Origin of the sequence: Aquicoccus sp. (assembly GCF_041686535.1) — a bacterium.
Lineage (GTDB): Bacteria > Pseudomonadota > Alphaproteobacteria > Rhodobacterales > Rhodobacteraceae > Aquicoccus.
This window is the reverse complement of sequence record NZ_JAWLDS010000005.1, coordinates 47,928-72,770: the sequence shown is the minus strand read 5'-3', so window position 1 is coordinate 72,770 and position 24,843 is coordinate 47,928. Positions and strand designations below refer to the sequence as shown.

The window sequence follows — 24,843 nt, the reverse complement described above, 5'->3', positions numbered from 1 at the left end:
GGATCGAAAAGTGCATATCCGGGGCTTGACGCCCTAACGAATTCCCAATACCCAGCACCATCCCCTTGGGAACCGATTCTCGCCGGGTCGCCCCCGGCATCGGACATCATCTCGAAATCAGCTGCGGCCCGGAGCGGAAAGCGCCTCGGGCCTGCGTTGTGAAAAAAGGTTCTGGAGTTACGGAACCGCAACGAAAGGAAAAGAAACGTGGCACGTATCGCCGGCGTCAATATCCCGACCCACAAGCGGGTCCCGATTGCCCTCACCTATATTACAGGAATCGGCCCCTCTGCGGCGCGGTCCATTTGCGATGCCGTGGGCATCGACCATTCTCGCCGTGTAAACGAGCTCTCGGACTCCGAAGCCGTGGCTATCCGCGAGCATATCGACACGAACTATACCGTCGAAGGCGATCTGCGCCGCGAGGTGCAGATGAACATCAAGCGCCTGATGGATCTGGGTTGCTATCGCGGCCTGCGCCATCGTCGCAACCTCCCCGTGCGTGGTCAGCGCACTCATACGAACGCACGTACGCGCAAGGGCCCGGCAAAGGCCATTGCCGGCAAGAAGAAGTAAGGGGAGCTTTATAAATGGCACGAGAGATTCGTCGCGGGGGCAAGAAAAAGGTCTCCAAGAACATCGCTGCTGGCGTTGCACACGTGAATTCCAGTTTCAATAACACCAAAATCCTCATTTCGGATGTGCAGGGTAATGCAATCTCCTGGTCGTCAGCCGGAACGATGGGATTCAAGGGGTCGCGTAAATCGACCCCGTACGCAGCGCAGATGGCTGCCGAAGACGCCGGCCGCAAGGCGCAGGAGCACGGCGTTAAAACGCTAGAAGTGGAAGTGCAGGGCCCCGGTTCAGGTCGCGAGTCGGCGCTCCGCGCACTGGCTGCCGCCGGGTTCAACATCACCTCGATCCGTGATGTGACCCCGATAGCTCACAACGGCTGTCGTCCGCCAAAGCGCCGCCGCGTCTGATTGCTTGCAACTAAGAGGGGCCTGGCACCTATGCCCGGCCTCTTGCCGTCATTTTAAACCTCGGGCGTCTTTTGCCTTTGGACATGGGGCGAAAGACAGGAATGGAGGGACGCATGATCCACAAGAACTGGCAGGAACTGATCAAACCCACGCAGTTGGACGTTAGGCCGGGTGGTGATCCGGCACGTCAGGCAACCGTTATTGCAGAGCCGCTTGAGCGGGGTTTCGGCCTGACACTGGGCAACGCGCTGCGTCGGGTGCTGATGAGCTCCTTGCAAGGTGCCGCGATCACCAGCGTTCAGATCGACAATGTGCTTCATGAGTTCTCGTCGGTGCCGGGTGTGCGTGAGGATGTGACCGATATTGTCCTGAACCTGAAGGGTGTTGCGCTGCGTATGGAGGTCGAGGGTCCCAAGCGTCTATCGATCAATGCCAAGGGCCCCGGCGCTGTTACTGCCGCCGACATCTCCGACAGCGCGGGCATCGAGGTCCTAAACAAGGAGCATGTGATCTGTCACCTTGATGAAGGTGCGGATGTCTATATGGAACTTAGTGTGAACACTGGTAAGGGTTATGTTGCGGCAGACAAGAACAAGCCGGAGGATGCACCCATCGGGCTCATTCCGATCGACGCGATCTATTCGCCGATCACGAAAGTCTCTTATGATGTTCAGCCGACGCGCGAAGGGCAAGTGCTTGATTATGACAAGCTGACGCTCAAACTTGAGACCGACGGATCGATCTCGCCGGATGACGCAGTAGCGTTCGCGGCGCGTATCCTTCAGGATCAATTGTCGATCTTCGTTAACTTCGACGAGCCTGAGGCTTCGGGTCGGGAGGTTGAAGATGATGGGCTCGAATTCAATCCGCTTCTGCTCAAGAAAGTCGATGAACTTGAGCTTTCGGTGCGTTCGGCCAACTGTCTCAAGAACGACAACATTGTATATATCGGCGATCTGATCCAGAAGACCGAGGCGGAGATGCTTCGCACCCCGAACTTCGGCCGCAAGTCTCTCAACGAGATCAAGGAAGTTCTCTCGGGCATGGGCTTGCATCTCGGGATGGATGTGGAGGACTGGCCGCCGGACAATATCGAAGACCTCGCCAAGAAATTCGAGGATGCCTTTTGAGGCATTATGAATTGGTTCCCACTCTACGGACGGATCGTAGGGTGGGGGCAACTCGAGCCCAGGGCAACCCTGCCCCAAGGAGAGCCGGTGACACGCATCGCCGGCCGGACAAAGCAAAACAGCCCGTAGAGGGCAATTAGGAGTAAGACACATGCGTCATGCAAAAGGCTATCGCCGCCTCAACCGCACACATGAGCACCGCAAGGCGCTCTTCTCGAACATGGCCGGGTCGCTCATCGAGCATGAGCAGATCAAGACCACCTTGCCCAAGGCCAAGGAACTCAAGCGGGTGATGGATAAGATGATCACGCTGGGCAAACGCGGCGATCTGCATGCCCGCCGCCAGGCCGCGGCGCAGCTTAAGCAGGACAAGGACGTGGCCAAGCTCTTTGAAGTTCTTGGCCCGCGCTATGCCGAGCGCAGTGGTGGTTACACCCGTGTTCTCAAGGCCGGGTTCCGCTATGGCGACATGGCACCGATGGCAATCATTGAACTGGTTGACCGCGACCCCGACGCCAAGGGCGCCGCCGACAAGGCCCGCGTCGCCGCCGAGGACGCGGCGGAGATGGGCGAGGGCTGATCCTCGCGCCCCTGATGAATTCATGAAACCCCCGTCCACGTGGCGGGGGTTTAGCGTTTGCCCCGACTTGCATTCCGGCGGCGCGCTCCGCATATCTGGTCCAGTCCAAGGGAGGTCGGAATGCGTCTCATACTTGCCCTGATCGCGGTCGTGATCGCCACCCCGCTGGCCGCCGAGACCCGCATTCCGCAAAGCCAGGGCGAGATCGCGCTTGGCTTTGCGCCGTTGGTCAAGGAGGCGGCGCCGGCCGTGGTCAACATCTACGCAAGGCGCGTCGTCGAGAAGCGTCAGAGCAGCCCGTTTGCCGATGATCCGTTCTTTCGCGATTTCTTTGAGGGCTTCGGCGCCTCCCGCCCGCAGGTGCAGAACAGCCTCGGTTCGGGGGTGATCCTGACCGCCGACGGGATCATGGTGTCGAATTTCCACGTGGTCGGCGGGGCACAGGATATCCGGGTTGTTCTCAATGACCGGCGCGAATTCGAGGCCGAGATACTGCTTGCCGACCAGGAGGCGGATCTCGCCATCCTGCGGATCCGTGGCGGCGAGGGGCTGCCGCACCTCGACATTCGCGACAGCGATACAATCGAGGTGGGCGAACTGGTTCTGGCGATCGGCAACCCGTTTGGCGTGGGCCAGACGGTAACGAGCGGGATCGTCTCGGGGCTGGCGCGGTCGGGTACGGCCACGGGGTCATCGCGGGGCTATTACATTCAGACCGATGCGCCGATCAACCCGGGCAATTCCGGCGGCGCGCTGGTCGATGTGAGCGGGCGGCTGATCGGGATCAACACTCGCATTCTCACGCGCTCGGGCGGGTCGAACGGGATCGGGTTCGCCATACCGGCCACGCTGGTGGCGCGCTTCGTGGAACAGGCCGAGGCTGGGCATGAGAAATTCCTGCGCCCATGGGCGGGGATGAACGGACAGCCGGTCGACAGCGATATCGCCGAAAGCCTCGGACTCGGCACGCCGCGCGGGATCGTGATTTCCGAACTGCACCCGGTCAGCCCGTTTCTCGACGCGGGAATTCGCCCCGGCGACGTGGTCATGGCCGTCGATGATCAGCCGGTAAATACGCCGGACGAGATGGTCTATCGGATGAGCGTTGCCGGGCTGGGCAACCGGGTCAGCGTTACCCATGTGCGCGACGGCGACGAGACGCAGGTCGAGGTGCTGCTTCTCGCGGCGCCCGAAACGCCGCTGCGTGATACGCGCACGAGCTCGCGCAATGCGGCGATTCCCTTGCTTGAATTGTCTAACATCAACCCGGCCGTGTTGGCCGAACTTGGTCTGCCGCTCTCATCCGAAGGTGTGGTGGTCTCCGATCCTGGCCCGTCCGGGCCGCGCGCCGGGCTGGCAAGGGGGGATATCCTGCGCGCGATCAACGATGTCGCGGTGGATGACACTGACACCGCCCTGCAACTTCTCGAAGGGGCGTCGCGCCGGCTCTCGCTCGAGGTGCAGCGCGGCACACAGCGCCGCGTGATGCGGTTCCGGCTCTGATGAGCGACCTGTTCGATACCGCCCCGGGTGCTACCGGGCCGCCCAAGGGTCCGCGCCCGCTGGCCGACCGGCTGCGCCCGCGCGCACTATCGGAGGTGATCGGACAGGATCAGGTGCTCGGCCCCGATGCGCCGCTGGGGGCGATGCTGGCCTCAGGCTCGCTGTCGTCGCTCATATTCTGGGGACCGCCCGGCGTGGGCAAGACCACCATCGCACGGCTGCTCGCGGACGAGACCGATCTGCATTTTGAACAGATCAGCGCGATCTTCTCGGGCGTGTCCGAGTTGCGCAAGGTTTTCGAGGCCGCAAAACACAGGCGCGCCAACGGACAGGGCACGTTGCTTTTCGTCGATGAGATCCACCGCTTCAACAAAGCGCAGCAGGACAGTTTCCTGCCGCATATGGAGGATGGCACGATCCTTCTGGTGGGCGCCACCACCGAGAACCCGAGTTTCGAGTTGAACGCTGCTCTTCTCAGCCGCGCGCAGGTGCTGGTGCTGACCCGGCTGGAACTGGCCGATCTCGAACGGCTGGCACAGCGCGCCGAAAGTGATCTGGGCCGAACTCTGCCGCTCGACGGGCCTGCGCGCGAGGCGCTTCTGGAAATGGCCGATGGCGACGGGCGCGCACTGTTGAACCTCATTGAACAGGTGATGGCGTGGAAGGCTGACGGCAAGCACGATACCAAGGCGTTGACCATGCGGCTGATGCGGCGGGCGGCGCAATACGACAAGTCGGGCGATGAGCATTTCAACCTGATCTCGGCGCTGCACAAGTCAGTGCGCGGCTCAGACCCGGACGCCGCACTTTACTGGCTTGCGCGGATGCTTGAAGGCGGCGAAGACCCGCGTTACCTCGCCAGGCGCATCACTCGCATGGCGATCGAGGATATCGGCCTGGCCGATCCCAACGCTCAGACCCATTGCCTGCATGCTTGGGAAGTCTATGAGCGGCTCGGCAGCCCCGAGGGTGAACTTGCACTTGCGCAGGCGCTGGTCTATCTGGCGCTGGCGCCAAAATCGAACGCGGGCTATGCGGCCTACAAGGCCGCCCGCGCGCAGGCCAAGAAAACCGGCTCGGAACCGCCGCCCAAGCATATCCTGAACGCACCGACCGCGTTGATGAAGGACCAGGGCTATGGTGCGGGTTATGCCTATGACCACGAAGCCGAAGACGGGTTCTCGGGGCAGAACTATTTCCCCGAGGGCATGAAACGCCCGGTCCTTTACCAGCCGGTCGAACGCGGATTCGAACGCGAGTTGAAAAAACGGCTCGACTGGTTCACCAAACAGCGGCTTCAGCGCGGGAGATGAAGCTGGCCCGCAGCGCATACCTGCCCCAACTTGACAAACCGCCCGCCCCCTGAGACAGACCACCCATGTTCACAACCTTATTGCAAGTGGCCCTTGGTGGCGCGATCGGGGCTTCGCTCCGGTATCTCAGTTTCGCGGGTGCGGCGCGGCTGATGGGGTCGGGCTATCCCTGGGGTACGCTGGTGGTCAACGTGGTGGGCTCGTTGCTGATGGGGGTCCTGTTCGTGACACTGGCCTCGAAGGATGCGATGCGCCTCGCACCTTTCCTGATGACTGGGATCTTGGGCGGGTTTACGACATTCTCGGCCTTCTCGCTCGATGTTTATGTGCTTTGGGAAAAGGAGCAGGCGGGATTTGCGGCGCTTTACGTCGCCGTTTCGGTGCTATTGTCCGTTGGTGCGCTTGTGTTGGGTATATTCGTTGCCCGTGGGGCCCTGCAATGAACAGCGTGCAAACCATCACAGTGGGTCCGGGCGATGGCGATCAGCGGCTCGACCGCTGGTTCCGGCGGCATTTCCCGAATTTGCCGCAAGGCCGGATCGAAAAGATGTGCCGCAAGGGCGAGGTGCGCGTCGATGGCGGGCGGGTGAAGCCCGCGCATCGGCTGGTGGTAGGGCAGAAAGTGCGCATCCCGCCGCTGCCCGAACCGGACGCGGCGCCAAAGCCGGCACCGAAATCGACGATCAGCGAGGCAGACGCCCGGATGATCCAGGCGTCCGTGATCTGGCATGACGATCACATCATCGCGCTTAACAAGCCGCCGGGCCTGCCCACCCAGGGCGGCAGCAAGCAGACCCGCCATGTCGATGGGCTGTCCGAGGCGCTCAAGTTCGGGTGGGACGAGAAACCGCGCCTTGTGCATCGGCTCGACAAGGACACTTCTGGTGTGCTGTTGCTGGCGCGTAGCCGCGCGGTGGCGCAGGCGCTTACGGCGGCCATCCGGCATCGCGCCACGCGCAAGATATACTGGGCCGTGGTGGCCGGTGTGCCGCGCCCCTATCTGGGCGAGATCAAGTATGGCCTTGTCAAGGCGCCGGGTGGGGGCCAGGGGCAGGGTGAAAAGATGCTGTGCGTCCACCCCGACGAGATCGACCGGACCCCGGGCGCGAAACGTGCAATCACGCAATATGCCACGCTCTACCGCGTCGCAGAACGTGCCGCTTGGGTCGCGATGGAGCCGATCACAGGGCGCACCCATCAACTGCGCGCGCACATGGCCGAGATCGGGCATCCGATCGTGGGTGACGGCAAATATGGCGGTTCGAGTCAGGAAAACCTGGGCGATGGATGGGGTTCAAGACTGGGCGGGATCATCTCGAACAAGCTGCATCTGCATGCCCGTTCAATAGGGTTCGAACACCCGGTCACGGGGCGGGATGTGACCGTTACCGCTCCCTTGCCCGATCACATGGCGCATACGTTTGAAACCTTCGGTTGGTCCCCCGATCTAGCCGCCGCCGACCCGTTCGAGGCGGTAAAATGAGTCGATTGCGCTTGGTCGTTTTCGATGTTGATGGCACGCTGTCGGACAGCCAAGCCGAGATTTTTTCGGCCATGGGTGCAGCCTTTGCCGCGGAATCGCTTGATGCCCCCGACCGTGCGGCGGTCCTTTCGATTGTCGGGCTTTCGCTCGATCACGCGGTGGCGCGGCTTGCCCCGGCTTTGTCGGAAGCGCGTCGGGCGCGGCTGGTTGCGGGCTACAAGCAGGCTTATTTCGATCAGCGCCGCGTCAACGGCGCCTCGCCGCTCTATCCGGGCGCGCGTGCGGTGCTGGACGAGCTGGCGCATGATCCTTTCCTCTTGATGGGGGTGGCCACCGGCAAATCTAAACGTGGTCTCGATGTGCTGGTCGAGGCGCATGGGCTCGAGCGATTTTTCGTGACCCGGCAGGTGGCCGATTTTCACCCCTCCAAACCGCATCCCGCCATGCTCGTTGCCGCACTGGGCGAGGCGGGTGTCGGGCCGCGCGACGCGGTAATGGTTGGCGACACCAGTTTCGACATGGAAATGGCCCGCTCCGCCGGTGTGGGTGCGCTGGGCGTTGGCTGGGGCTATCACGCGCCTGAAACGCTGGTCGCGGATCGGGTGGTGCATGACATGACCGAACTGCCCGGCGCGGTGACTTGGGCTCTGAACCTTAAGGGAGAGAATCGTTCATGAGTGAATGGAAAGCCAGGCGCTTCTGGAAAGAGGCCATTATCGCCCCCGAGGCCGAAGCCTCGGAGTTTGGCATCCTGCTCGATGGGCGCCCGGTGCGCAGCCCAGCGAAGGCGCCGCTGGTGCTGCCGACAGAAAAGCTGGCTCAAGCGGTGGCCGCGGAATGGAATGCGCAGGGCGAAGTGATCGATCCGCAAACCATGCCCTTTACCCGCTCGGCCAATGCCGCCATCGACAAGGTGCGTGCCCAGCACGACGAGGTGGCTGCGATGATCGCCGCCTATGGCGACAGCGATCTGCTATGCTATCGTGCCGAAGCGCCGGAGGAGTTGGTCGCGCGGCAGGCAGCGGCGTGGAATCCGATGCTGGACTGGATAAAGGCCCGTCACGATATTGCGCTTTCTCCGGTGAACGGTGTGATGTACGAGCCGCAAGATTTGGATTCCATTGTGAAAATTCAGGGAATTACCAAGTCGATGAACGCCTTTGAGTTGACTGGGTTTCACGATCTGGTCGGTTTGAGCGGGTCTTTCGTGCTGGGCCTTGCCGCCGCCGAGCGGGTCAAGCCGGCGCAGGAACTGTGGGCGTTGTCACGTGTTGACGAGACATGGCAGTGTGAGCAATGGGGGCGCGACCTTGAGGCGGAAGAGGCGTCTGCGATGAAAGAACGGGCTTTTTCTCATGCAATGCGGTTCTTCGAGTTTTCGCGCACCGACATTGCGGTCGTTTAGACCAGATTGAGGGTACTTGGATATGCGAGTCCCCTAACGAGTAATTGCCGGGTCAAGCCCGGCGAAGTGCCATGGGTCTCTTGACCTGCATCGACAAATCCGACCAAACTCTCCGCCATTGGGAGACTGGTTACCCAAGTTTGTTCCGGTTAAGCAATGACCGAAAGAACCACCGTTGAAGCGGTGGAAAATCTTGAAGAGGTAAACATGACGAGAACCGTATTTCTTGGTGCTCTCACGGTCGCGGGACTCGCGGCGGGCACCGGGGCTGCTGGCACGCTTGACGACGTGAAAGCACGCGGCACGCTGAATTGTGGTGTGACCACACCTCTCGTCGGCTTTGCCGCCCCGGACGGAAATGACGAATGGCATGGGTTCGACGTGGCGATTTGCCGTGCAGTGGCGGCTGCTATAATTGGCGACCCGAAGGCTGTCGAGTTTGTCAGCACGAGCGGAAAAACACGCTTTACGGCGCTCGCGTCCGGCGAGGTTGACCTGCTGGCGCGCAATACCAGTTGGACCTTTTCGCGCGATGTGGACCTGAAGTTCACGTTCGTCGGGATCAATTACTATGATGGACAAGGCTTTATGGTGCCCAAGGCGCTGGGCGTGAGCTCGGCCAAGGAACTTGATGGTGCGACCGTTTGCATCCAGACCGGCACGACAACTGAACTGAACCTCGCTGATTTCTTTCGCAAGAACAACATCAGCTACGAGCCGGTGCCTGTTGAGAGCAATGCCGACGGCCAAAAAAGATATCTTGCTGGAGAGTGCGACACGTACACGACAGACATTTCGGGCCTTGCTGCGACTCGTGCCACTTTCGAAAACCCGGGCGACCATGTGATCCTGCCGGAAATCGTTTCGAAGGAGCCGCTGGGACCTCTGGTTCGCCACGGGGATGAAGAATGGAGCGATGTCGTGCGCTGGACACTCAACGCGCTTATTTCTGCCGAGGAGTTGGGCATCACCTCGGCCAATGTAAGTGAAATGGCGTCGGCTCCGGGCAACAATCCCGAGATCAACCGGTTGCTGGGCACCGAAGGGAACCTTGGTGAAATGCTTGGGCTTTCAGCTGACTGGGCTGTCAACGCGATCAGTGCGGGTGGTAACTATGGCGAGATTTTTGCCAGGAATATCGGTGAAGATACCCCAATCGGCCTCTCGCGCGGCCTCAATGCGCAGTGGACTGATGGCGGGTTGCTATATTCGCCTCCGTTTCGCTAATATCGCGTGGTGAGGCGGCGCGACTCTCCCGGCCCATTTCGATAGCCCGGCAAGAAACCAAGCAATCCAAAGCGAGTTGGAAGATCCCCTTCGAATATCCGAAGGATGCAGGGGGGGATCCCACTCCTGTCGGCTCAACGAATGATCCGGTTGACATGCCCCATCTTGCGGCCAGGTTTCACGTCTGCCTTGCCGTAAAGGTGGATGGCCACATCCCGCTCGGTCGCAAGCGCCGGCACCCGGGCCATGTCTTCACCGATCAGGTTTTCCATCACCACGTCGGCATGGCGGGTGCCATCGCCCAACGGCCAGCCGGTGATCGCGCGGATGTGCTGTTCGAACTGGTCCACGGCACAGCCCTGCTGCGTCCAGTGGCCGGAATTATGCACACGCGGCGCGATCTCATTCACCATGAGGCCATTTCGGGTCACGAACAGCTCAACCCCGAGCACGCCGACATAATCGAGCGCGTTGAGGACCTTAGCGGCCAGAAGCACCGCGTCGGCCCGCTGTGTGGCCGTCAGGGTCGCCGGAACCGTGGTGGTGCGCAGAATGCCGCCCTCGTGGACGTTATTACCCGGGTCGAATGCCGCGACCGACCCGTCAAGTCCGCGCGCCGCGATCACCGAAACCTCGTGGCTGAACTCCACGAACCCTTCCAGCACCGATGCGGCGCCCATCATGGTCGCCCATGCGACGGCGATGTCGTCGGGCGAGGACAGCTGCGCCTGCCCCTTGCCGTCATACCCAAAGCGGCAGGTCTTGAGGATCGCGGGCGTGCCGATTTCTTCCAGGCCTGCGCGCAGATCGTCTTCGGAATTGACTGTCCTGTAAGGCGCCACAAGCAGCCCGAGCCCCGACAGGAAATCCTTCTCGTTGATCCGATCCTGGCTGATCCTGAGTGCCTCGCGCCCAGGTCGGATAGGGCGCAGGGCATCTAGAATGTCGAGCGCCGATGTGGGCACGTTCTCGAACTCATAGGTGATGAGATCGACGCCTTCGGCAAATTTCCGCAGCGCCGCTTCGTCCTCATACGCCGCCTGCATGTGGAAATTGGCGACATGGCTGGCCGGGCAATCGCCACCTGGCTCGAAAATCGCGGTCTTGTAGCCCAGACGCGCGGCGGCGACCGACAGCATGCGGCCCAATTGTCCGCCTCCGAGTATGCCGATCACAGATCCAGGGGGCAGGGATTCACGCATCGCTTGGTTCCTCGGGGATCGAGGCCGACAATGCGGAGCGCCAATCATCCAGCCGACCGGCAAGTTCCGGGTCGCTCACGGCCAGGATGCCGGCCGCCATCAGTCCGGCATTGGCGGCGCCCGCCGCCCCGATCGCCATTGTTGCGACCGGGAAGCCTTTGGGCATCTGTACAATGGAGTAAAGACTGTCGATTCCCGAAAGCGCCTTGGTCAGTACCGGCACGCCAATCACCGGCACCCGCGTTTTAGAGGCCATCATGCCGGGAAGATGCGCCGCCCCGCCTGCGCCCGCGATAATCACGTGAAGCCCACGCGACACCGCCGTTCTGCCGTACTCCCAAAGCCGGTCCGGCGTGCGGTGGGCTGAAACGATCCGTGCCTCATAGGCCACGCCCAGCTCATTGAGAATATCCGCTGCCTCTTTCATCGTGGGCCAGTCCGACTGGCTGCCCATGATGATTCCGACCCTTGTTTGGCTCATGATCGCTCCCCGGTTGACCGGCTTCACAGAAATTCCGCACTATAGGCAAATCAGGGTGTTACGCAATGATATCCGGCGTCAGCCGATCCTCGATTCGGGCGATGATATCCTTGAGCGCCAGTTTCTTCTTTTTCAGTCGCTGCAGCATTAACTGGTCTGCGGTGCCGCGCTCTTGCATCACGCGAATGGATTCGTCGAGTTCACGATGTTCGCGGCGAAAGACCTCCAACTCGATGCGAAGCACCTCGTCGGTTTTCATCGAAATGTCGAAAGGCGCGTTCATATCCGGTGTGATTCCCCCAAAACGACGGTCAATATAAGATACTGAAATGGCGTCATTCCGCATAGCCCTTGCAGCGACGCGCAAGACCCCCCATATCTCTTCAGCGGGTCGCCGGAACGGGGCCCGGGATGAAAACACTGTCGCTTGAATGCGTAAAGGACCGTGTCAATGACGAAACTTTCCCTGGGATCGGCCCCCTACCTTCTGGGCTTCGAACAGCTGGAGCGCTTGCTCGAACGCAATGCCAAATCCGGTAACGAAGGTTATCCTCCCTTCAATATCGAACAGACTTCGGAAAATTCCTATCGGATAACGCTCGCCGTGGCGGGGTTCTCGCAGCGGGATCTGGCGATCACGATTGAGGACCGGCAACTGGTGATCCGCGGTCGCCAACATGACGACAGCGATGGCCGGGTGTTTCTGCATCGCGGCATTGCCGCGCGACAGTTCCAGCGCAGTTTCGTGCTCGCCGATGGAGTCGAGGTGGGCGAAGCCGTGATGGAAAACGGTCTTCTGCATGTCGATCTGACCCGGGCTGAGCCCGAGACAGTGGTGCAGACGATCCAGATTAGGAAAGGATAAGTCATGGATACGAAATATGATTTCGGCGCCGGTGAAGAAAACCGCATCGTTTATGTGCGCAAGGTCGCGGTAAAGGATCTGCCCGAGGAGGTTCAGGCGCAGGCTAGCGGGTTGGAAAGCCTCTACGCGGTGCACAGTTCGGATGGCGAACAACTTGCGCTCGTGCGCGACCGCTCGCTTGCATTCGCGCTGGCCCGGCAGAACGATCTCGCGCCGGTGACGGTGCACTGAAGCTGGCACCGGCGTCACGGGTCAGGTAGGGGGCCAGACCCTCCATATGGAGTGAACGATCGCCACCGCCTGTTCATAGGTGTCGCGCCGGTCGAGATCCTGCAACCCGTGGCTCGACTTGAGCGTCGTGACATGCGCCCGCGCCGCGCGGCTGCTTGTGATCGAAACGCCACGCGCCGCCATTTCCGCCGAAAGCCACAGATCGTCGGCCAGCAGGCACGCCGCGGGGGGCGGCGTGAACGGCGCAAAACCGGCTGGCAATCGCACCCCGGCAAATCCCTGGGCCACCACGCCGCCCTGCCGCTTCAACCGGCGCGCATCAAACACCGATCCCGCCCGCACTCCCGGGCCATCGCGGAGTGCAGAAAGCCAGCCGGGCGCATAAAGGCAATCGTCGTCGCAATAGACGATCTCGGCATCGGGATAGGCGCGCTGTGCCGCGAGGATCTTGGTCGCCGGGCCGAAATCCTCACTCCATATGATCTTGACACCTTCGGGCAGGGCGGGGGGCGTGACCGGGCCCGGAAACCGGGTGTACTGTCGTGCCAGTGCCAAGATCACCCTGTCGGCGCCCTGCCCGACGAGGCTGGCGAGAACCGGGCCAAGCTGCGCGAACCGCGGCGGAACCGAAGTGAGCGAGAGGATCGTCATGCCCCCTGTTACACCGCAACCAGCGAAATGCACAGCGCCGCGCGGCACGGGCTTTACCGCGGCGTTGCGGCCTGCCACTCTTGAACCGAGAAACCGGAGGGGCCGATGTTCACCCAAGCCGAACTTGATGATGCACACCGCCTCGTCACTCGATACATGGCGCCCACCCCGGCGCATGACTGGCCGCTGCTGGCACAGGCGCTGGGTACGAAGGTGATCATCAAGCATGAGAACCATGCCCCCACCGGCGCGTTCAAAGTGCGTGGTGGGATCACCTTCATGGAGTGGCTCAAACGCAATCATCCGCAGATGGAGGGCATCGTGACCGCGACCCGTGGCAATCACGGCCAGTCACAGGCAAGGGCGGCTACGGCGATGGGGCTCAGGGCCAAGATCTTTGTCCCGCACGGCAATTCGACCGAAAAGAACGCCGCCATGCGCGCATTCGGGGCCGAGTTGGTCGAGCATGGCACCGACTTCGACGAGGCGCGCGAGGCTGCGATGCGTACGGCTGAGTCCGAGCCGCTATTTCCTGTGCCGCCATTTCATAAAGAATTGGTGCGCGGAGTGGCGACTTATGGTCTTGAACTGTTTCGCGCCCATCCTGACCTCGAAGTGGTCTATGTTCCACTCGGTTGCGGGTCAGGGCTGTGTGGCACGATCGCGGCTCGCGATGCCCTTGGGCTCTCGAGTGAAATAGTGGCTGTGGTCTCGGAACGAGCGGACGGCGCGAAGCGTTCGGTTGAGGCTGGGCATCTGGTCGAGTCCGATTCCGCCGCAACATTTGCCGATGGAATGGCAGTGCGCGTACCGGTTCAGGCGGCGTTCGACATCTATTCAGAAAAGGCACACCATATAGGAACGGTGAGCGATGCGGATATTGCCGACGCAATAAGACTTTTCTACACGGCGACCCATAATCTTGCCGAAGGGGCAGGGGCCGCGGGACTGGCGCTTGCCTGCAAGGAAAAAGACAGTCTCAGGGGACGCAAGGTTGGCGTGGTCCTCTCGGGGGGCAATATCGACATGAGGTTACTGCGAATGCTTCTCCAAGGTGATGTGCCCGAGACCTGATACCGGTCTTGATGAGGGGTGCAGATTTCTGAGGAGTCGCTCTGCATGTGGAATCCATTCGTGATTCGCGTGTGAGTGTCGATATCGTTTCCTCGCGGAGCGCGTGGATTGAAACGAACGCGACCGACAAAAGAGAAAGCGATGCGAGCTTTTGTAGCGTTGGAATTGCCCGAGAAGCTGCGACACGCTTTGCAAAGAATGCAGGCGGGGCTGCCGGGGCGGCATGTGTCAGAAGAGAACCTGCACCTGACGCTGGCCTTTCTGGGCGACGTGGATGCGGGGCGGTTGCGTGATTTGCACGGGGTGTTGTCGGGGCTTAAACTGGCCGCGCCGTTTCTGCGGGTGACGGGGCGCGATGTGTTTGAGGGGCGTAAGCCAATGCTGGCTTTCGCTGCGCTGGCACCCGACCCCTATCTTGTGGCGGCGCGCCGCGCGGTGCGGCAGGCGGCGCGGGACGCGGGGATTGAACTGGGGCGGGAGCGGTTTCGCCCGCATGTCACGCTGAGCCGGTTCGGGCGCGGCATCAGCGCGCGCGACGAGGCGCGGCTGGCGACCTGTCTCGGGCCGGTGGCGCGGATCGTCGAGGAGCGTGCAGAGCGGTTCGGATTGTATCGGTCACAATTGCGGGCTGATGGCCCGATTCATGAGTTATTGGCGTGCTATGCCTTTGCTTAGATTTTTTCTAATCATACCCCTTGATAAATTTACTTCCCCCTAAGATAGCGGGTGCGGCATTCTGGCGGCAAAGCGAATCTCGAAATCCTTTCCCTTGATGACCGCCTGGAACGGCGCATCGGGAGGATTTGGCCAGAAAAGGACATGGAAATGCATGTTGAAAAGACCGACACGCTGATCGTAGGGGGCGGGCAGGCAGGCCTCGCCATGAGCGAGCATCTTGGGCGCGCGGCAGTGCCGCATATTGTACTGGAGCGCGACCGGATCGCGGAACGCTGGAGGACCTGCCGCTGGGATTCCCTGGTGGCCAACGGGCCGGCCTGGCACGATCGGTTCCCGACGCTGGAATTCGACGATATTGAACCCGACAGCTTTGCCCCCAAGGAGCGGATGGCAGCCTATTTCGAGGAATATGCCAGGCTGATCGAGGCGCCGGTCCGTTGCGGCGTCGAGGTCAGGCGGGTGACCCGAAACGCGGGCCGCCCCGGCTTTACCGCCGAGACCAGCGCCGGGGTGATCGAGGCCGAGCGGGTGGTGGCCGCCACCGGACCGTTCCAGAAGCCGGTGATCCCGGAGATCCTGCCTGCCGATGCGAGGGTGACGCAGTTGCATTCGGCCGATTACCGCAACCCCGGCCAATTGCCCGAGGGCGCGGTCCTTGTGGTAGGGGCGGGATCGTCCGGCGTGCAGATCGCCGACGAACTGGCCCGCGCCGGGCGCAAGGTCTACCTGTCGGTCGGGCCGCATGACCGGCCGCCCCGCGCCTATCGCGGGCGTGATTATTGCTGGTGGCTGGGAGTACTGGGCCTGTGGGATCTGGCCACACCGCCGGTTGGGGCCGAACATGTGACCATCGCGGTCAGCGGCGCACATGGCGGGCACACGGTGGATTTTCGCAGCCTTGCGGCGCAGGGGATCACGCTGGTCGGGCGAACAGAGGGTTATGCGGCAGGCAAGTTGAGCTTTGCGCAGAACCTGGCCGATACGATCGCGCGGGGCGATGCGAATTACCTGTCGGTTCTGGATGCGGCGGATGACTATGTGGTGTGCAACGGGCTCGACCTGCGCGAGGAACCGCAGGCTCGGGTGATCGGACCGGACCCGGATTGCGTAACCCACCCATTGGCCGAACTGGACCTGAAACAGGCGGGAGTAAGCACGGTGCTTTGGGCGACGGGATTTTCGCTCGATTACGGGTGGTTGCAGGTCGATGCGTTCGACGCGGATGGCCAGCCCGCGCATCAGCGGGGCGTGTCGAAAGAATCGGGGGTCTATTTCCTCGGCTTGCCTTGGCTGTCGCGGCGCGGATCCTCGTTCATCTGGGGCGTGTGGCACGATGCCAGGTTCATCGCCGACCAGATTGGCATTCAGCGCAACTACATGTCCTATGAAGGCCCCGATACACAGGCGGCACGAACCGCCTGAGCACGGTGAGCCGAGCGGGAAAGGAGAGAACAGGATGCCCGAGGACCACACACCCGATGCTTTGCATGAACTGGCCGCGAACGTGGCACAGCCGTTCGAGCGGGCCCATGCGATGCCGCCTTCGGTATACACCTCGGAGGGGTTCATGCAGGCCGAGATCGAGCAGATATTCGCGCGGGAGTGGTATTGCGTGGGGCGCGCCGATGCGTTGAAAGAACCCGGTGACTACATCACCGCCGAACTGGCTGGTCAGCCGGTGTTGGTGATCCGCGACCGCGAGGAGGGCCTGCGGGCGATGTCGAACGTATGCCTGCACCGGATGTCCACCATGCTGGAGGGGCGGGGCCATGCGCGTGTGCTCAGCTGCCCCTATCACGGCTGGACCTACAACCTCGATGGCACGTTGCGAGGGGCCCCTGCGATGAGCCTCAACGCGGGGTTCTGCAAGGAGGCTTACAAGTTGCCACAGGTGCGCTGTGAGGAATGGCTGGGCTGGGTCTTCATCACATTGAACCCTGATGCGGGGCCGGTTGCCATGCAGCTTGCCGAGCTGGGCGAGATGATCGCGGGTTATAACATGACCAACTACAGCGAGACGTTTTACGAGGAGCATGTCTGGAACACCAACTGGAAGGTGTTGGCCGAAAATTTCATGGAGAGCTATCACCTGCCGGTCTGTCACGCGGGCACGATCGGGGGATTGTCGAAGCTAGACGAGATGGAGTGCCCGCCGGGCCGGGCGGCGTTCAATTATCACACGATCCTCAAGGATGACAGTCTGCGCATCGCGATGGCGCATCCCTCCAATGACCGGCTGGAGGGGGATATGCGGCGCATGACCTACCTGATCGCGGTCTATCCCAGCCTGATGATCACGCTGACGCCGGGGTATTTCTGGTATCTCTCGCTACATCCGCTCACGCCGGGGCAGGTTCATATCCGTTTTGGCGGCGGGATGTCGGACGATTATGCCGGTGACCCGGACGCGCAACAAAATTTTGCCGATCTCAAGACCCTGCTGGATAACGTCAATGTCGAGGACCGGGGCTGCACCGAGAAGGTCTATGCCGGGCTTTCATCCGGCCTTGCAAGCCCGGGCCACCTGAGCCACCTTGAACGTCCGAATTATGACTTCGCGCAGTACCTTTATGCGAAGCTCGGTGCCTGAGGGGCCGTTCAAGAGGTGATGGATATGGGGCATGCCACCGGCGCGGCGCTGCGCGAGAGATTCCTTGGCGGGATGAGCCACGCGGCGGCGACGGTGAATGTGGTGACGACCGATGGCAGAGCAGGGCGCGGGGGCGTCACCGTCTCGGCCATGTCGAGCGTGAGTGCCGACACGCCGCGCCCGACGCTGCTTATCTGCATCCATCAGCAAAGCCCGGTGGCGCGGCAGATCATCGACAACGGGGTCTTCTGCGTCAATATCCTTAAGGATGACCAAGCTTATATCTCGGACGCCTTCGCCGGCCGATTCAGGGATCAGCTGGCCGACAAGTTCGATTGCTGCGACTGGGCGCCGATGCGTTCGGGCGCGCCACGGGTGCGCGATCCGTTGGTGGGGTTCGACTGCCACGTGATCTCGTCCGACCGGGTAGGTACGCATCACGTTTTCTTTGGTGAGGTCGATGACATCTTCATCGCCGAGGGCGGCTCACCACTGATCTATGCGCGCCGGGCCTATGGTGCTGCGACCCGGATCGAGACGCCCGCGACGGTGGCGGCGGGGCAGGAGGCCGAAGGTCGGGTGCTCAGGGTCGGATGCTTTCACACCTTCGGGCCGGTCCTGCTGCCCGATATCATCCGGCGCATGGCCCGGGCCGAAGAGCCAGCGCGCATCGCCCTGATCGAGGGCGACCAGCGCCGGGTGCAGGAGGCGGTGATGGCAGGTGAAGCCGATCTGGCGCTGCTTTACGATGCGGGGCTGCCCGAGGGGATCGAGGCGATGGAGCTTGCGCGGCTTGAGCCTTATGTATTGCTGGCCCAGGATCACCCGCTGGCAGAATTGCCCGAGATCACGCCGCGAGATCTGGCAAAACATCCGATGATCCTTCTGGGGGCGACGCAGGGCGGGGATTATTTCACTTCGATCCTCGAAGAGGCCGGGGTTCGCCCGCACGTGGCCTATCGCTCGTCGAGTTTCGAGATGGTGCGCGGGCTGGTGGGGCAGGGGCTAGGCTATGCGATCCTGTCCACACGCCCGGCGGCGACGATGAGTTATGACGGGCATTTGCTGGTCACGCGGCCCTTGCGGGCGGCGGCGCGGCCCAACCGGGTGATGCTGGCCACGCGGCGTGGTGTTGTTCCCGGACCGCAGGCGGCGCGGTTCATCCGCTATTGCCGGGATTATTTCCACCTGGATGAATGAACCGTGGTGGGTTGCGGACCCACTCAGAACAGGAGATCGAACAGTGGCGCATGAGCGTATTCGCACCTTCAACACCAGGGATACATATCCCGAACAGGCGCTCGACAATGACCTGTGCCAGGCCGTGGTCACGCACGGCGGGCGTACCGTGTGGATGCGGGGGCAATGCCCCCAGAACCTTGACGATTCGAAGAACATCGACAGCCATGATCCGGGCGAGCAGACCCACAAGGTGATGCAGAACATCCGCCAACTGATCGAAGAAGCCGGCGGGCGCATGGAGCATCTGGTCAAGGTGGTCGTCTATATCACAGATGTGCGCCACCGCGAGGCGGTTTATCGTGTGATGGGCGAGTATATTCGCGGTGTGCATCCGGTCTCGACCGGGCTTGTCGTACAGGCGCTGGCGCGGCCCGAATGGCTGGTAGAGATCGACGCCACGGCGGTGATCCCGGATTGAGAGGGAAGCGGCGAGGGGCCAGCCCCTCGCGCTCCCCGGAGTATTTACGGCAAGATGAAGGAGCGGGGAGATGACATTTTCACTGGTGGCGCGCTGCGCCAAGACGGGGATGTTCGGGGTGGCGATCTCGTCTTCATCGCCAGCGGTGGCGGCACGCTGCTCTCATGCGCGGGCGGGGGCGGGCGCGGTGGCGAGCCAGAACGTGACCGACCCGCGGCTGGGACCGCTGGTCCTGGACGTGATGGGCCGAGGCATGAGCGCCGGAGAGGCGATTGCCGAGGTGCAACGGTCGGGCGGTCATATCGACTATCGGCAGGTTCTGGCGATCGACGGGCAGGGGCGCACAGCGATTCATTCGGGGCCCAATTCGCTCGGCATCTGGACGCAGGCCGAGGGGCGCGACGTGGCGTCGGGGGGTAATCTTCTGGCCAATGAAAGCGTGCCTGCGGCCATCGTGGCGGGGTTCGAGGCAGCCGACGGCCATCTGGGCGACCGGCTGATCGTGGCGATGCGCGAGGGGTTGGCGGCGGGAGGTGAGGCCGGGCCGGTGCATTCGGCGGGGATAATGATCGTCGATGACGTGCCATGGCCGGTGGCCGACCTACGCTGTGACTGGATCGACGAGGGCTGCCCGATCGAGGCGGTGGCCCGCGCTTGGGAAGTCTACAAGCCGCAATTGCGCGACTATGTTACCCGTGCGCTGGATCCCACGCGGGCACCGTCCTACGGGGTGCCGGGGGACGAATGAACCGGTTTTCCCTGCGCCAGCTGGAGTATTTCGTTGCCGTCGGCCGGGCCGGGTCGATCGCGCGGGCGGCGGAGGCAGTGAACGTCTCGTCGCCCTCGATCTCCTCGGCGATAGCTCAGCTCGAAGAGACGCTGGGCCTGCCGCTGTTCGTGCGTCGCCGGGCGCAGGGTTTGTCGCTGACCCAGGCCGGGCGGCAGGTGATGGAACAGGCGTCCCGTGTGCTGGCCGAGGCCGAGGCACTGAACCGTCTGGCGGGCGAGATCGCGGGTAGCGTGCGCGGACCGTTGGCGGTTGGCTGCCTTTTGACCTTTGCGCAGATTATCGTGCCGGCGCTTCGCCGCGGTTTCGAGACGCGCTACCCGGAGGTGCGTATCCGGCAATACGAGCGTGACCAGGAAGGGATTTTCGACGGGTTGCGTCGGGCCGAGCTGGACGTGGCGCTGAGCTATGACATGAACATTCCCGATGATCTGGAGTTCGTGCCGCTCTTGCCCTTGCGCCCCTACGCTGTGATGGCGGCGGATCACCCGCTTGCCGGGCAGGCGGAGGTGACGGCAGCGGAGTTGGCCATGCATCCGATGATCCTGCTCGACCTGCCCCATTCCGCAGCCTATTTCCTGTCGTTTTTCGACGAGACCGGCACGCCGCCCCTGATCGGCGAGCGCACCCGCGACATGGCGGTGATGCGCAGCCTTGTCGCCAACGGGTTCGGCTATGGCATCGTCAATATCCGCCCGCTGAATGACCTTGCCCCGGACGGGCGGCCGCTCTCGTTCGTGCCGTTGGCCGGGTCGGTGGGTATGATGCATCTGGGGCTGGTGATGGCCCGGGGGGCTGCGGGTCTGCCGACGATCCGGGCCTTCATCGACCATGCGCGTGGCTATGTCGAGGGCGGCCATGTCCCCGGAATCACCCGGGTGGAGACGCCCGCATGAGCCGCACGCTGGAGCATCTCGAACGGCTGGTGGGCTTTGCCTCGCTCACCGATACGCCGAACGGCGAGATCGTGGACTATGCCGCCATGGTGCTCGACGCGGCGGGAGCACGGGTGTACCGGATCGAGGGCGGAGCGGGAAAATCGGGGTTATTGGCCGCGATTGGACCCGAAGGGCCGGGCGGCGTGATGCTTTCGGGCCATGTCGATGTGGTGCCGGTGGCGGGACAGGAATGGTCTTCGGACCCGTTCACGCTGCGCCGTGCGGGCGACCGCGTGTTCGGGCGCGGGACCACCGACATGAAGGGGTTCCTGGCCGCGATGTTGAGCGCGGCAGAACGGGCCGGTGGCTTGGCTCGCCCGCTCAAGCTGTCCTTTTCCTGGGACGAGGAAATCGGCTGTCGCGGTATCCCGGTGATGCTGGATCGTATCGACGAGACCGTGGGGCGGCCGGATGCCTGTATCGTCGGTGAGCCGACGGGGATGCAGATCGCGCTGGGGCACAAGGGCAAGACATCGCTGCGCGCGGTCGCGCAGGGGCAGGCCGGGCATTCGGCCGAGGCGCCAGATTACGTAAATGCACTGCATCTGGGTGCCGAGATGATCGGCGCGTTACGCGCCGAGCAGGCGCGGCTGGCCCGGTTGGGCGCGCGCGACGCCGGGTTCGCCATCCCATACAGCACGGTTCACGCCGGGGTAATGCAGGGCGGGCGCGCACTCAACATCGTGCCGGACCGGGCCGAAATCGCATTTGAAATCCGCAACCTGGCCGAAGAGACGCGTGATGGAATCATCGCCCGGCTGCAAGCGGCGGCGTTCGAGATTGCCGGGCAGGCGGGGCCGGGGGCCGAGTTGGAGATCGAAGAGATCGGGGCCTATCCCGGTCTTGCCACCGCGCCGGGCAGCCCGGCGGTGGCGCTGGCCCGTGACATCGCTCCCGGGGCGGGGTTGATCAAGGTTTCCTTTGGCACCGAGGCGGGGCATTTCGCGGCGCGCGGTATAGAAACGGTGGTCTGTGGTCCGGGCGACATGGCGCAGGGGCACAAGCCGGACGAGTTCATCGCGCTTGACCAGTTGGCGCAATGCGACGCGATGCTGGAACGGTTGCGAAAGAAGCTGGCGGGCTATTGAACGCCATATCAATGTCGTCCTTCAATGGCCATGAAGCGCGAGATAGATGCCGAACCCGCCGACGAGAACGAGGCTCGATGCCCAGACGACATCGAGGTTGAACCAGGTTCGTGAGAGGAATTTCAGACCAAAATAGAAATAGATCGCAACGGCAATGATGCCCCCCGCGATGGTCATGGCGAGGGTGTGCGCAAAAGCCACGAGGAAGGCGGATGCGACATTCTGTTCCATCAGGCCGCGTGCCGCCTCATGCCCGCCATCGCCCGGATCAACGCCGCAAATTCCGAGATAAATCGGCACAAGCATGAGCCCCGCGCCATGCGCCATGGCGGCCAGAAAGGACCAAAGCACCAGTCGAGACGGATGAACCCGGGCCAGGAATCGCGGGTGCCTGCGATTGATCAGAAGATAGAGGCCTGCAGCGATCACGAGCGCCCCGGCGCCGACGCGGAGTTCTGTTTCCCACGCGACCAGCGCGGTCAGCATGGAAAAGGGCAGCAGGATCGCGAGCATCGCCAGAAAATGACCCAACGCCAGGGCGGCGATGGCCTTTTCCAGCGCCCGGTGCCGACCTTCCATCAGGCCCGCGGACACAGCGAGCGGCCAACCCATCCCGGGATTGATCCCGTGATAGAAACCGGACAGGATGACGGCCCCCCAAAGAGCCGTCATCGTGCTTGCCTCGAGGGCCATTCAGACGTTGGGATAGCAGAAACTGTCGGTCGAGCAGTCTCCGCCCTCCAGCCGGATCTGGTGCGCCCTGTAGCCTTTGGGGAAATCGACATAGAAATCCTTGTCGAGCGTCAGCCCGCCATTTTCGCCCACATGTGCCATGACCATCTGGCCGCCTTCCTGGTCCGGATAGAATTGGCTGTCCCATGTCGAATAAAGCGAGTTGGTCCAGTAGACTCGCTTTCCGTCGCGACTGATCTCGACCATCTGCGGGCCGAAGGCGAAATCACCGCCGCCAGGGTGCTTGGTGCCGCGCGCGATCCCGCCCAGCTCGACCTTGCCTGCGAGAACCGGGTTCATCGGGTCGGACACGTCATACTGGTGCATCTCGCCAAGGCCCCAGCAAGCGACATAGAGATATTTGTCGTCAAGGCTGAGGTCGATATCGGTGATGAGAGGCGGCACGGCCTCGAAACCCTGCAGGAGCGGTGGCAGGTTCTCGGGCTTTTCCGGGCGCGGATCGATGGTGATGGTTTTCTTGGACTGCCAGGTGCCGTCCTCGCCGCGCCACCAGGTGAAGACCGCGCCTTGAAGGTTGGTGGTGTCGACCACCACGCCGCAGAAACCGTGGGATTTCTTGGGATCGTGGGCGGGGCGGATTTCCAGCGCCATCTGGTAGTTTTCGCCGAAATCGATGGTCTGGATGTTCTTGCGGCGGCGCAGATCCCAGAAATGTATCGAGTGGCCATACTTGTTGGACAGCAAATCCTCAGGCACGATGCCGTTCTCGTATTGCGGCGGCAGGGCCCACTCGGAACTGACCATGTAATCTTGTGGCAGGTTCCACCAGAAATCATAGTGCTTGTCCTGCTTGCCACGGTCCATCTCATACTGGCCGATGATCTCGAAGGTCTCACAATCCATGATGAAAATGCCCGGCGGGCCGTCCATGCCATCTTTGCCGCCACCGCCGAGTGTCGAGACATAAATCCCTTCTGGACCGCAATGGATGGTGTGGGGGCGCGAATACCCGGTCTTTGCGAATACCTCCTCGGGTTCGATGATCTTGTGAATCTTCAGGTCCAGTGGGTCCTTGGTGTCAATCACGTAGATGCGCGAGGACCGGATTCCTGGAACGATCAGGTAGCGACGCTCCAGAAAGGCGTGGCCCGAAAGCGGCGAGAGCGCCGAGGAACAGGCGTTCCAGCCGAAATGGTGGAACTCATCGCCCGTGTTGGGCATCAGGAGTTGATGGACGATAGTGCCATAGCTGTCGGATTTCTGGTCGAGATCTACCACCGCGATGCCGTCGGGTTTCGAGCCGTCCGGGCTGAGCATCACAACGAAGCCGTAGGTTTCCACCGGGGCCTGCATGGCAAGCTGCGCGGTTGCGTGAAATGTCGGGTCTGGTCTCAAAGTCATGTTTTCCTCCCTTGGATAGATGGGCCCGTGACGGGCTGACGTGCTCTTCTTTTCCTTTCTTCTTGGCGGTATGGCCGGTGCCTCCTCAAACTTCGGCCACATTGCACAGTTGTATGGCCCCGCTGACGCGGTCGGCCAGGTCGATCAGGTCATGCCCGATGTGGGCGCGGTTGTCCGATCCAAAGCGCCGGATCGGGCCGACGGCCCCGACGCTGAAGATCGCGCCGATATTCCCGATTGAGATCGGTGCCGCCACGCTGGCAATGCCGAGGTCGATCTCCTGATCGCAATCGGCAAAGCCCCTCTCGACGATGCGGGCGAAATCGGCGCGGAGCTCCTTTTCGGTGGTCTTGGTGTGTTCTGTATAGGCCTTGAGACTGCCGCTGATGATGCAGTCCTGGAACGTCGGTTCGGCAAAGGCTGCGATGGCCTTGGAACACGAACATGCATGCATCGGGCGCACGCCAAGACCGGGATGGATGAAAGCGCGCGCAGGATCGTCCGGCGTCTCGACATGGATGATCTCGACCTGGCTATTGCGGAACCGGGACAGGAACACCGTTTCGTTGAACCGGACCGCGGCGGCCTTGAGCAGTGGTGCCGCGGCCCGTCGCACGTCCACGTCGGATTTTCCAAGCAGGGCGATCCGGATCAGACGCTCTCCGATCATGACGCGACCGTCGCCCGAGGGGGACTCGATCAGGCCATGATCCTGAAGCGTCTGGATAAGCCTGTAGCAGGTCGGCTTTGGCAGGCCGGTCGCCTTTTGGATTTCCGATGCCGAAACGGGGTTCCCGGCCACGGCGACGATCTCCATGATTGTGATCAGGCGTTCGAGATGCATATTGACCGAATCGCTCCACCGGATGAGACTTGGTCT

Annotated in this window: 29 protein-coding genes; 22 read left to right on the top strand and 7 right to left on the bottom strand. The window is 62.3% G+C overall.

Annotated elements, in window-relative coordinates; genetic code table 11:
* The first annotated feature begins 207 nt into the window (after positions 1–207).
* The 11 genes from rpsM to ACESL9_RS02475 all read left to right on the top strand — a co-directional run bounded on the left by rpsM (position 208) and on the right by ACESL9_RS02475 (position 9,624).
* Complete coding sequence (gene rpsM / locus ACESL9_RS02525; RefSeq protein WP_111363302.1) at positions 208–576, top strand: 30S ribosomal protein S13; 369 nt, start codon at positions 208–210, stop codon at positions 574–576.
* A gap of 14 nt (positions 577–590) precedes the next feature.
* On the top strand, positions 591–983 hold the full coding sequence (rpsK, locus tag ACESL9_RS02520; RefSeq protein WP_372614950.1) for a 30S ribosomal protein S11: 393 nt from the start codon (positions 591–593) through the stop codon (positions 981–983).
* Positions 984–1,096: 113 nt separating this feature from the next.
* Entirely contained in the window at positions 1,097–2,113 is a 1,017-nt protein-coding gene (locus tag ACESL9_RS02515; protein ID WP_372614949.1) for a DNA-directed RNA polymerase subunit alpha, read from the top strand.
* A 151-nt stretch (positions 2,114–2,264) separates the two neighbouring features.
* Positions 2,265–2,693 carry a 50S ribosomal protein L17 gene (gene rplQ / locus ACESL9_RS02510; RefSeq protein ID WP_372614948.1) on the top strand — a complete coding sequence of 143 codons (429 nt, stop codon included), beginning with the start codon at positions 2,265–2,267 and terminating at the stop codon, positions 2,691–2,693.
* A 120-nt stretch (positions 2,694–2,813) separates the two neighbouring features.
* Complete coding sequence (locus tag ACESL9_RS02505) at positions 2,814–4,196, top strand: trypsin-like peptidase domain-containing protein (protein ID WP_372674471.1); 1,383 nt, start codon at positions 2,814–2,816, stop codon at positions 4,194–4,196.
* Positions 4,196–5,509, top strand: a complete 1,314-nt coding sequence (locus ACESL9_RS02500; RefSeq protein ID WP_372614946.1) for a replication-associated recombination protein A — start codon at positions 4,196–4,198, stop codon at positions 5,507–5,509. The genes ACESL9_RS02505 and ACESL9_RS02500 overlap by 1 nt, the downstream gene beginning before the upstream one ends.
* A gap of 65 nt (positions 5,510–5,574) precedes the next feature.
* Entirely contained in the window at positions 5,575–5,952 is a 378-nt protein-coding gene (crcB, locus tag ACESL9_RS02495) for a fluoride efflux transporter CrcB (RefSeq protein ID WP_372614945.1), read from the top strand.
* Positions 5,949–6,992: an RluA family pseudouridine synthase gene (locus ACESL9_RS02490; RefSeq protein WP_372614944.1), complete on the top strand. Its 1,044-nt coding sequence runs from the start codon at positions 5,949–5,951 to the stop codon at positions 6,990–6,992. The genes crcB and ACESL9_RS02490 overlap by 4 nt, the downstream gene beginning before the upstream one ends.
* Positions 6,989–7,669, top strand: coding sequence for an HAD-IA family hydrolase (locus ACESL9_RS02485; RefSeq protein WP_372614943.1), 681 nt, complete (start codon positions 6,989–6,991; stop codon positions 7,667–7,669). Before ACESL9_RS02490 ends, ACESL9_RS02485 begins: the two co-directional genes overlap by 4 nt.
* Complete coding sequence (locus tag ACESL9_RS02480) at positions 7,666–8,397, top strand: ATP12 family chaperone protein (protein ID WP_372614942.1); 732 nt, start codon at positions 7,666–7,668, stop codon at positions 8,395–8,397. The genes ACESL9_RS02485 and ACESL9_RS02480 overlap by 4 nt, the downstream gene beginning before the upstream one ends.
* A gap of 207 nt (positions 8,398–8,604) precedes the next feature.
* Positions 8,605–9,624, top strand: a complete 1,020-nt coding sequence (locus ACESL9_RS02475) for an amino acid ABC transporter substrate-binding protein (RefSeq protein WP_372614973.1) — start codon at positions 8,605–8,607, stop codon at positions 9,622–9,624.
* A 134-nt stretch (positions 9,625–9,758) separates the two neighbouring features.
* On the opposite strand, the gene ACESL9_RS02470 is transcribed toward ACESL9_RS02475, so the two are convergent.
* From ACESL9_RS02470 to ACESL9_RS02460, 3 genes are read right to left on the bottom strand one after another with little or no spacing between them, the layout of a single operon-like run.
* On the bottom strand, positions 9,759–10,826 hold the full coding sequence (locus tag ACESL9_RS02470) for a 5-(carboxyamino)imidazole ribonucleotide synthase (protein WP_372614941.1): 1,068 nt from the start codon (positions 10,824–10,826) through the stop codon (positions 9,759–9,761).
* Positions 10,819–11,307 carry a 5-(carboxyamino)imidazole ribonucleotide mutase gene (gene purE / locus ACESL9_RS02465; RefSeq protein WP_372614940.1) on the bottom strand — a complete coding sequence of 163 codons (489 nt, stop codon included), beginning with the start codon at positions 11,305–11,307 and terminating at the stop codon, positions 10,819–10,821. Before purE ends, ACESL9_RS02470 begins: the two co-directional genes overlap by 8 nt.
* 58 nt (positions 11,308–11,365) lie before the next feature.
* Positions 11,366–11,590 (bottom strand): YdcH family protein, encoded by a 225-nt coding sequence (locus tag ACESL9_RS02460; protein ID WP_372614939.1) that lies wholly within the window; start codon positions 11,588–11,590, stop codon positions 11,366–11,368.
* Between the two features lie 168 nt (positions 11,591–11,758).
* On the opposite strand from ACESL9_RS02460, the gene ACESL9_RS02455 reads away from it, so the two are divergent.
* Positions 11,759–12,172, top strand: coding sequence for an Hsp20 family protein (locus tag ACESL9_RS02455; protein WP_372614938.1), 414 nt, complete (start codon positions 11,759–11,761; stop codon positions 12,170–12,172).
* Positions 12,173–12,175: 3 nt separating this feature from the next.
* Complete coding sequence (locus ACESL9_RS02450; RefSeq protein WP_372614937.1) at positions 12,176–12,403, top strand: DUF1150 family protein; 228 nt, start codon at positions 12,176–12,178, stop codon at positions 12,401–12,403.
* A gap of 21 nt (positions 12,404–12,424) precedes the next feature.
* Here ACESL9_RS02450 and ACESL9_RS02445 read toward each other — a convergent pair whose 3' ends face one another.
* Positions 12,425–13,054: a hypothetical protein gene (locus tag ACESL9_RS02445; protein ID WP_372614936.1), complete on the bottom strand. Its 630-nt coding sequence runs from the start codon at positions 13,052–13,054 to the stop codon at positions 12,425–12,427.
* Between the two features lie 105 nt (positions 13,055–13,159).
* On the opposite strand from ACESL9_RS02445, the gene ACESL9_RS02440 reads away from it, so the two are divergent.
* The 9 genes from ACESL9_RS02440 (at position 13,160) to argE (ending at position 21,869) form a co-directional block, all read left to right on the top strand.
* Positions 13,160–14,128 carry a threonine dehydratase gene (locus tag ACESL9_RS02440; RefSeq protein WP_372614935.1) on the top strand — a complete coding sequence of 323 codons (969 nt, stop codon included), beginning with the start codon at positions 13,160–13,162 and terminating at the stop codon, positions 14,126–14,128.
* Between the two features lie 141 nt (positions 14,129–14,269).
* On the top strand, positions 14,270–14,803 hold the full coding sequence (gene thpR / locus ACESL9_RS02435; protein ID WP_372614934.1) for an RNA 2',3'-cyclic phosphodiesterase: 534 nt from the start codon (positions 14,270–14,272) through the stop codon (positions 14,801–14,803).
* 150 nt (positions 14,804–14,953) lie between these two features.
* On the top strand, positions 14,954–16,228 hold the full coding sequence (locus tag ACESL9_RS02430) for a flavin-containing monooxygenase (RefSeq protein ID WP_372614972.1): 1,275 nt from the start codon (positions 14,954–14,956) through the stop codon (positions 16,226–16,228).
* Between the two features lie 34 nt (positions 16,229–16,262).
* Entirely contained in the window at positions 16,263–17,396 is a 1,134-nt protein-coding gene (locus ACESL9_RS02425) for an aromatic ring-hydroxylating oxygenase subunit alpha (protein WP_372674469.1), read from the top strand.
* Positions 17,397–17,420: 24 nt separating this feature from the next.
* The gene (locus ACESL9_RS02420) at positions 17,421–18,596 is read left to right on the top strand and encodes a LysR substrate-binding domain-containing protein (RefSeq protein WP_372613858.1); all 1,176 of its coding nucleotides are present in this window, start codon (positions 17,421–17,423) and stop codon (positions 18,594–18,596) included.
* A 43-nt stretch (positions 18,597–18,639) separates the two neighbouring features.
* Entirely contained in the window at positions 18,640–19,056 is a 417-nt protein-coding gene (locus ACESL9_RS02415; protein ID WP_372674467.1) for a RidA family protein, read from the top strand.
* Positions 19,057–19,126: 70 nt separating this feature from the next.
* Positions 19,127–19,804: a DUF1028 domain-containing protein gene (locus ACESL9_RS02410; protein WP_372613854.1), complete on the top strand. Its 678-nt coding sequence runs from the start codon at positions 19,127–19,129 to the stop codon at positions 19,802–19,804.
* Positions 19,801–20,739 (top strand): LysR family transcriptional regulator, encoded by a 939-nt coding sequence (locus tag ACESL9_RS02405; RefSeq protein ID WP_372613852.1) that lies wholly within the window; start codon positions 19,801–19,803, stop codon positions 20,737–20,739. Before ACESL9_RS02410 ends, ACESL9_RS02405 begins: the two co-directional genes overlap by 4 nt.
* Complete coding sequence (gene argE / locus ACESL9_RS02400) at positions 20,736–21,869, top strand: acetylornithine deacetylase (RefSeq protein ID WP_372613850.1); 1,134 nt, start codon at positions 20,736–20,738, stop codon at positions 21,867–21,869. Before ACESL9_RS02405 ends, argE begins: the two co-directional genes overlap by 4 nt.
* Positions 21,870–21,890: 21 nt before the next feature.
* Here argE and ACESL9_RS02395 read toward each other — a convergent pair whose 3' ends face one another.
* The 3 genes from ACESL9_RS02395 to ACESL9_RS02385 all read right to left on the bottom strand — a co-directional run bounded on the left by ACESL9_RS02395 (position 21,891) and on the right by ACESL9_RS02385 (position 24,807).
* Positions 21,891–22,541, bottom strand: coding sequence for a hypothetical protein (locus ACESL9_RS02395; RefSeq protein ID WP_372674465.1), 651 nt, complete (start codon positions 22,539–22,541; stop codon positions 21,891–21,893).
* Positions 22,542–22,562: 21 nt separating this feature from the next.
* Entirely contained in the window at positions 22,563–23,963 is a 1,401-nt protein-coding gene (locus ACESL9_RS02390) for a selenium-binding protein SBP56-related protein (protein ID WP_372613846.1), read from the bottom strand.
* Between the two features lie 85 nt (positions 23,964–24,048).
* A complete protein-coding gene (locus tag ACESL9_RS02385) occupies positions 24,049–24,807 on the bottom strand; it encodes an IclR family transcriptional regulator (protein ID WP_372613844.1) in 759 nt (252 codons plus the stop codon).
* Positions 24,808–24,843 lie beyond the last annotated feature (36 nt).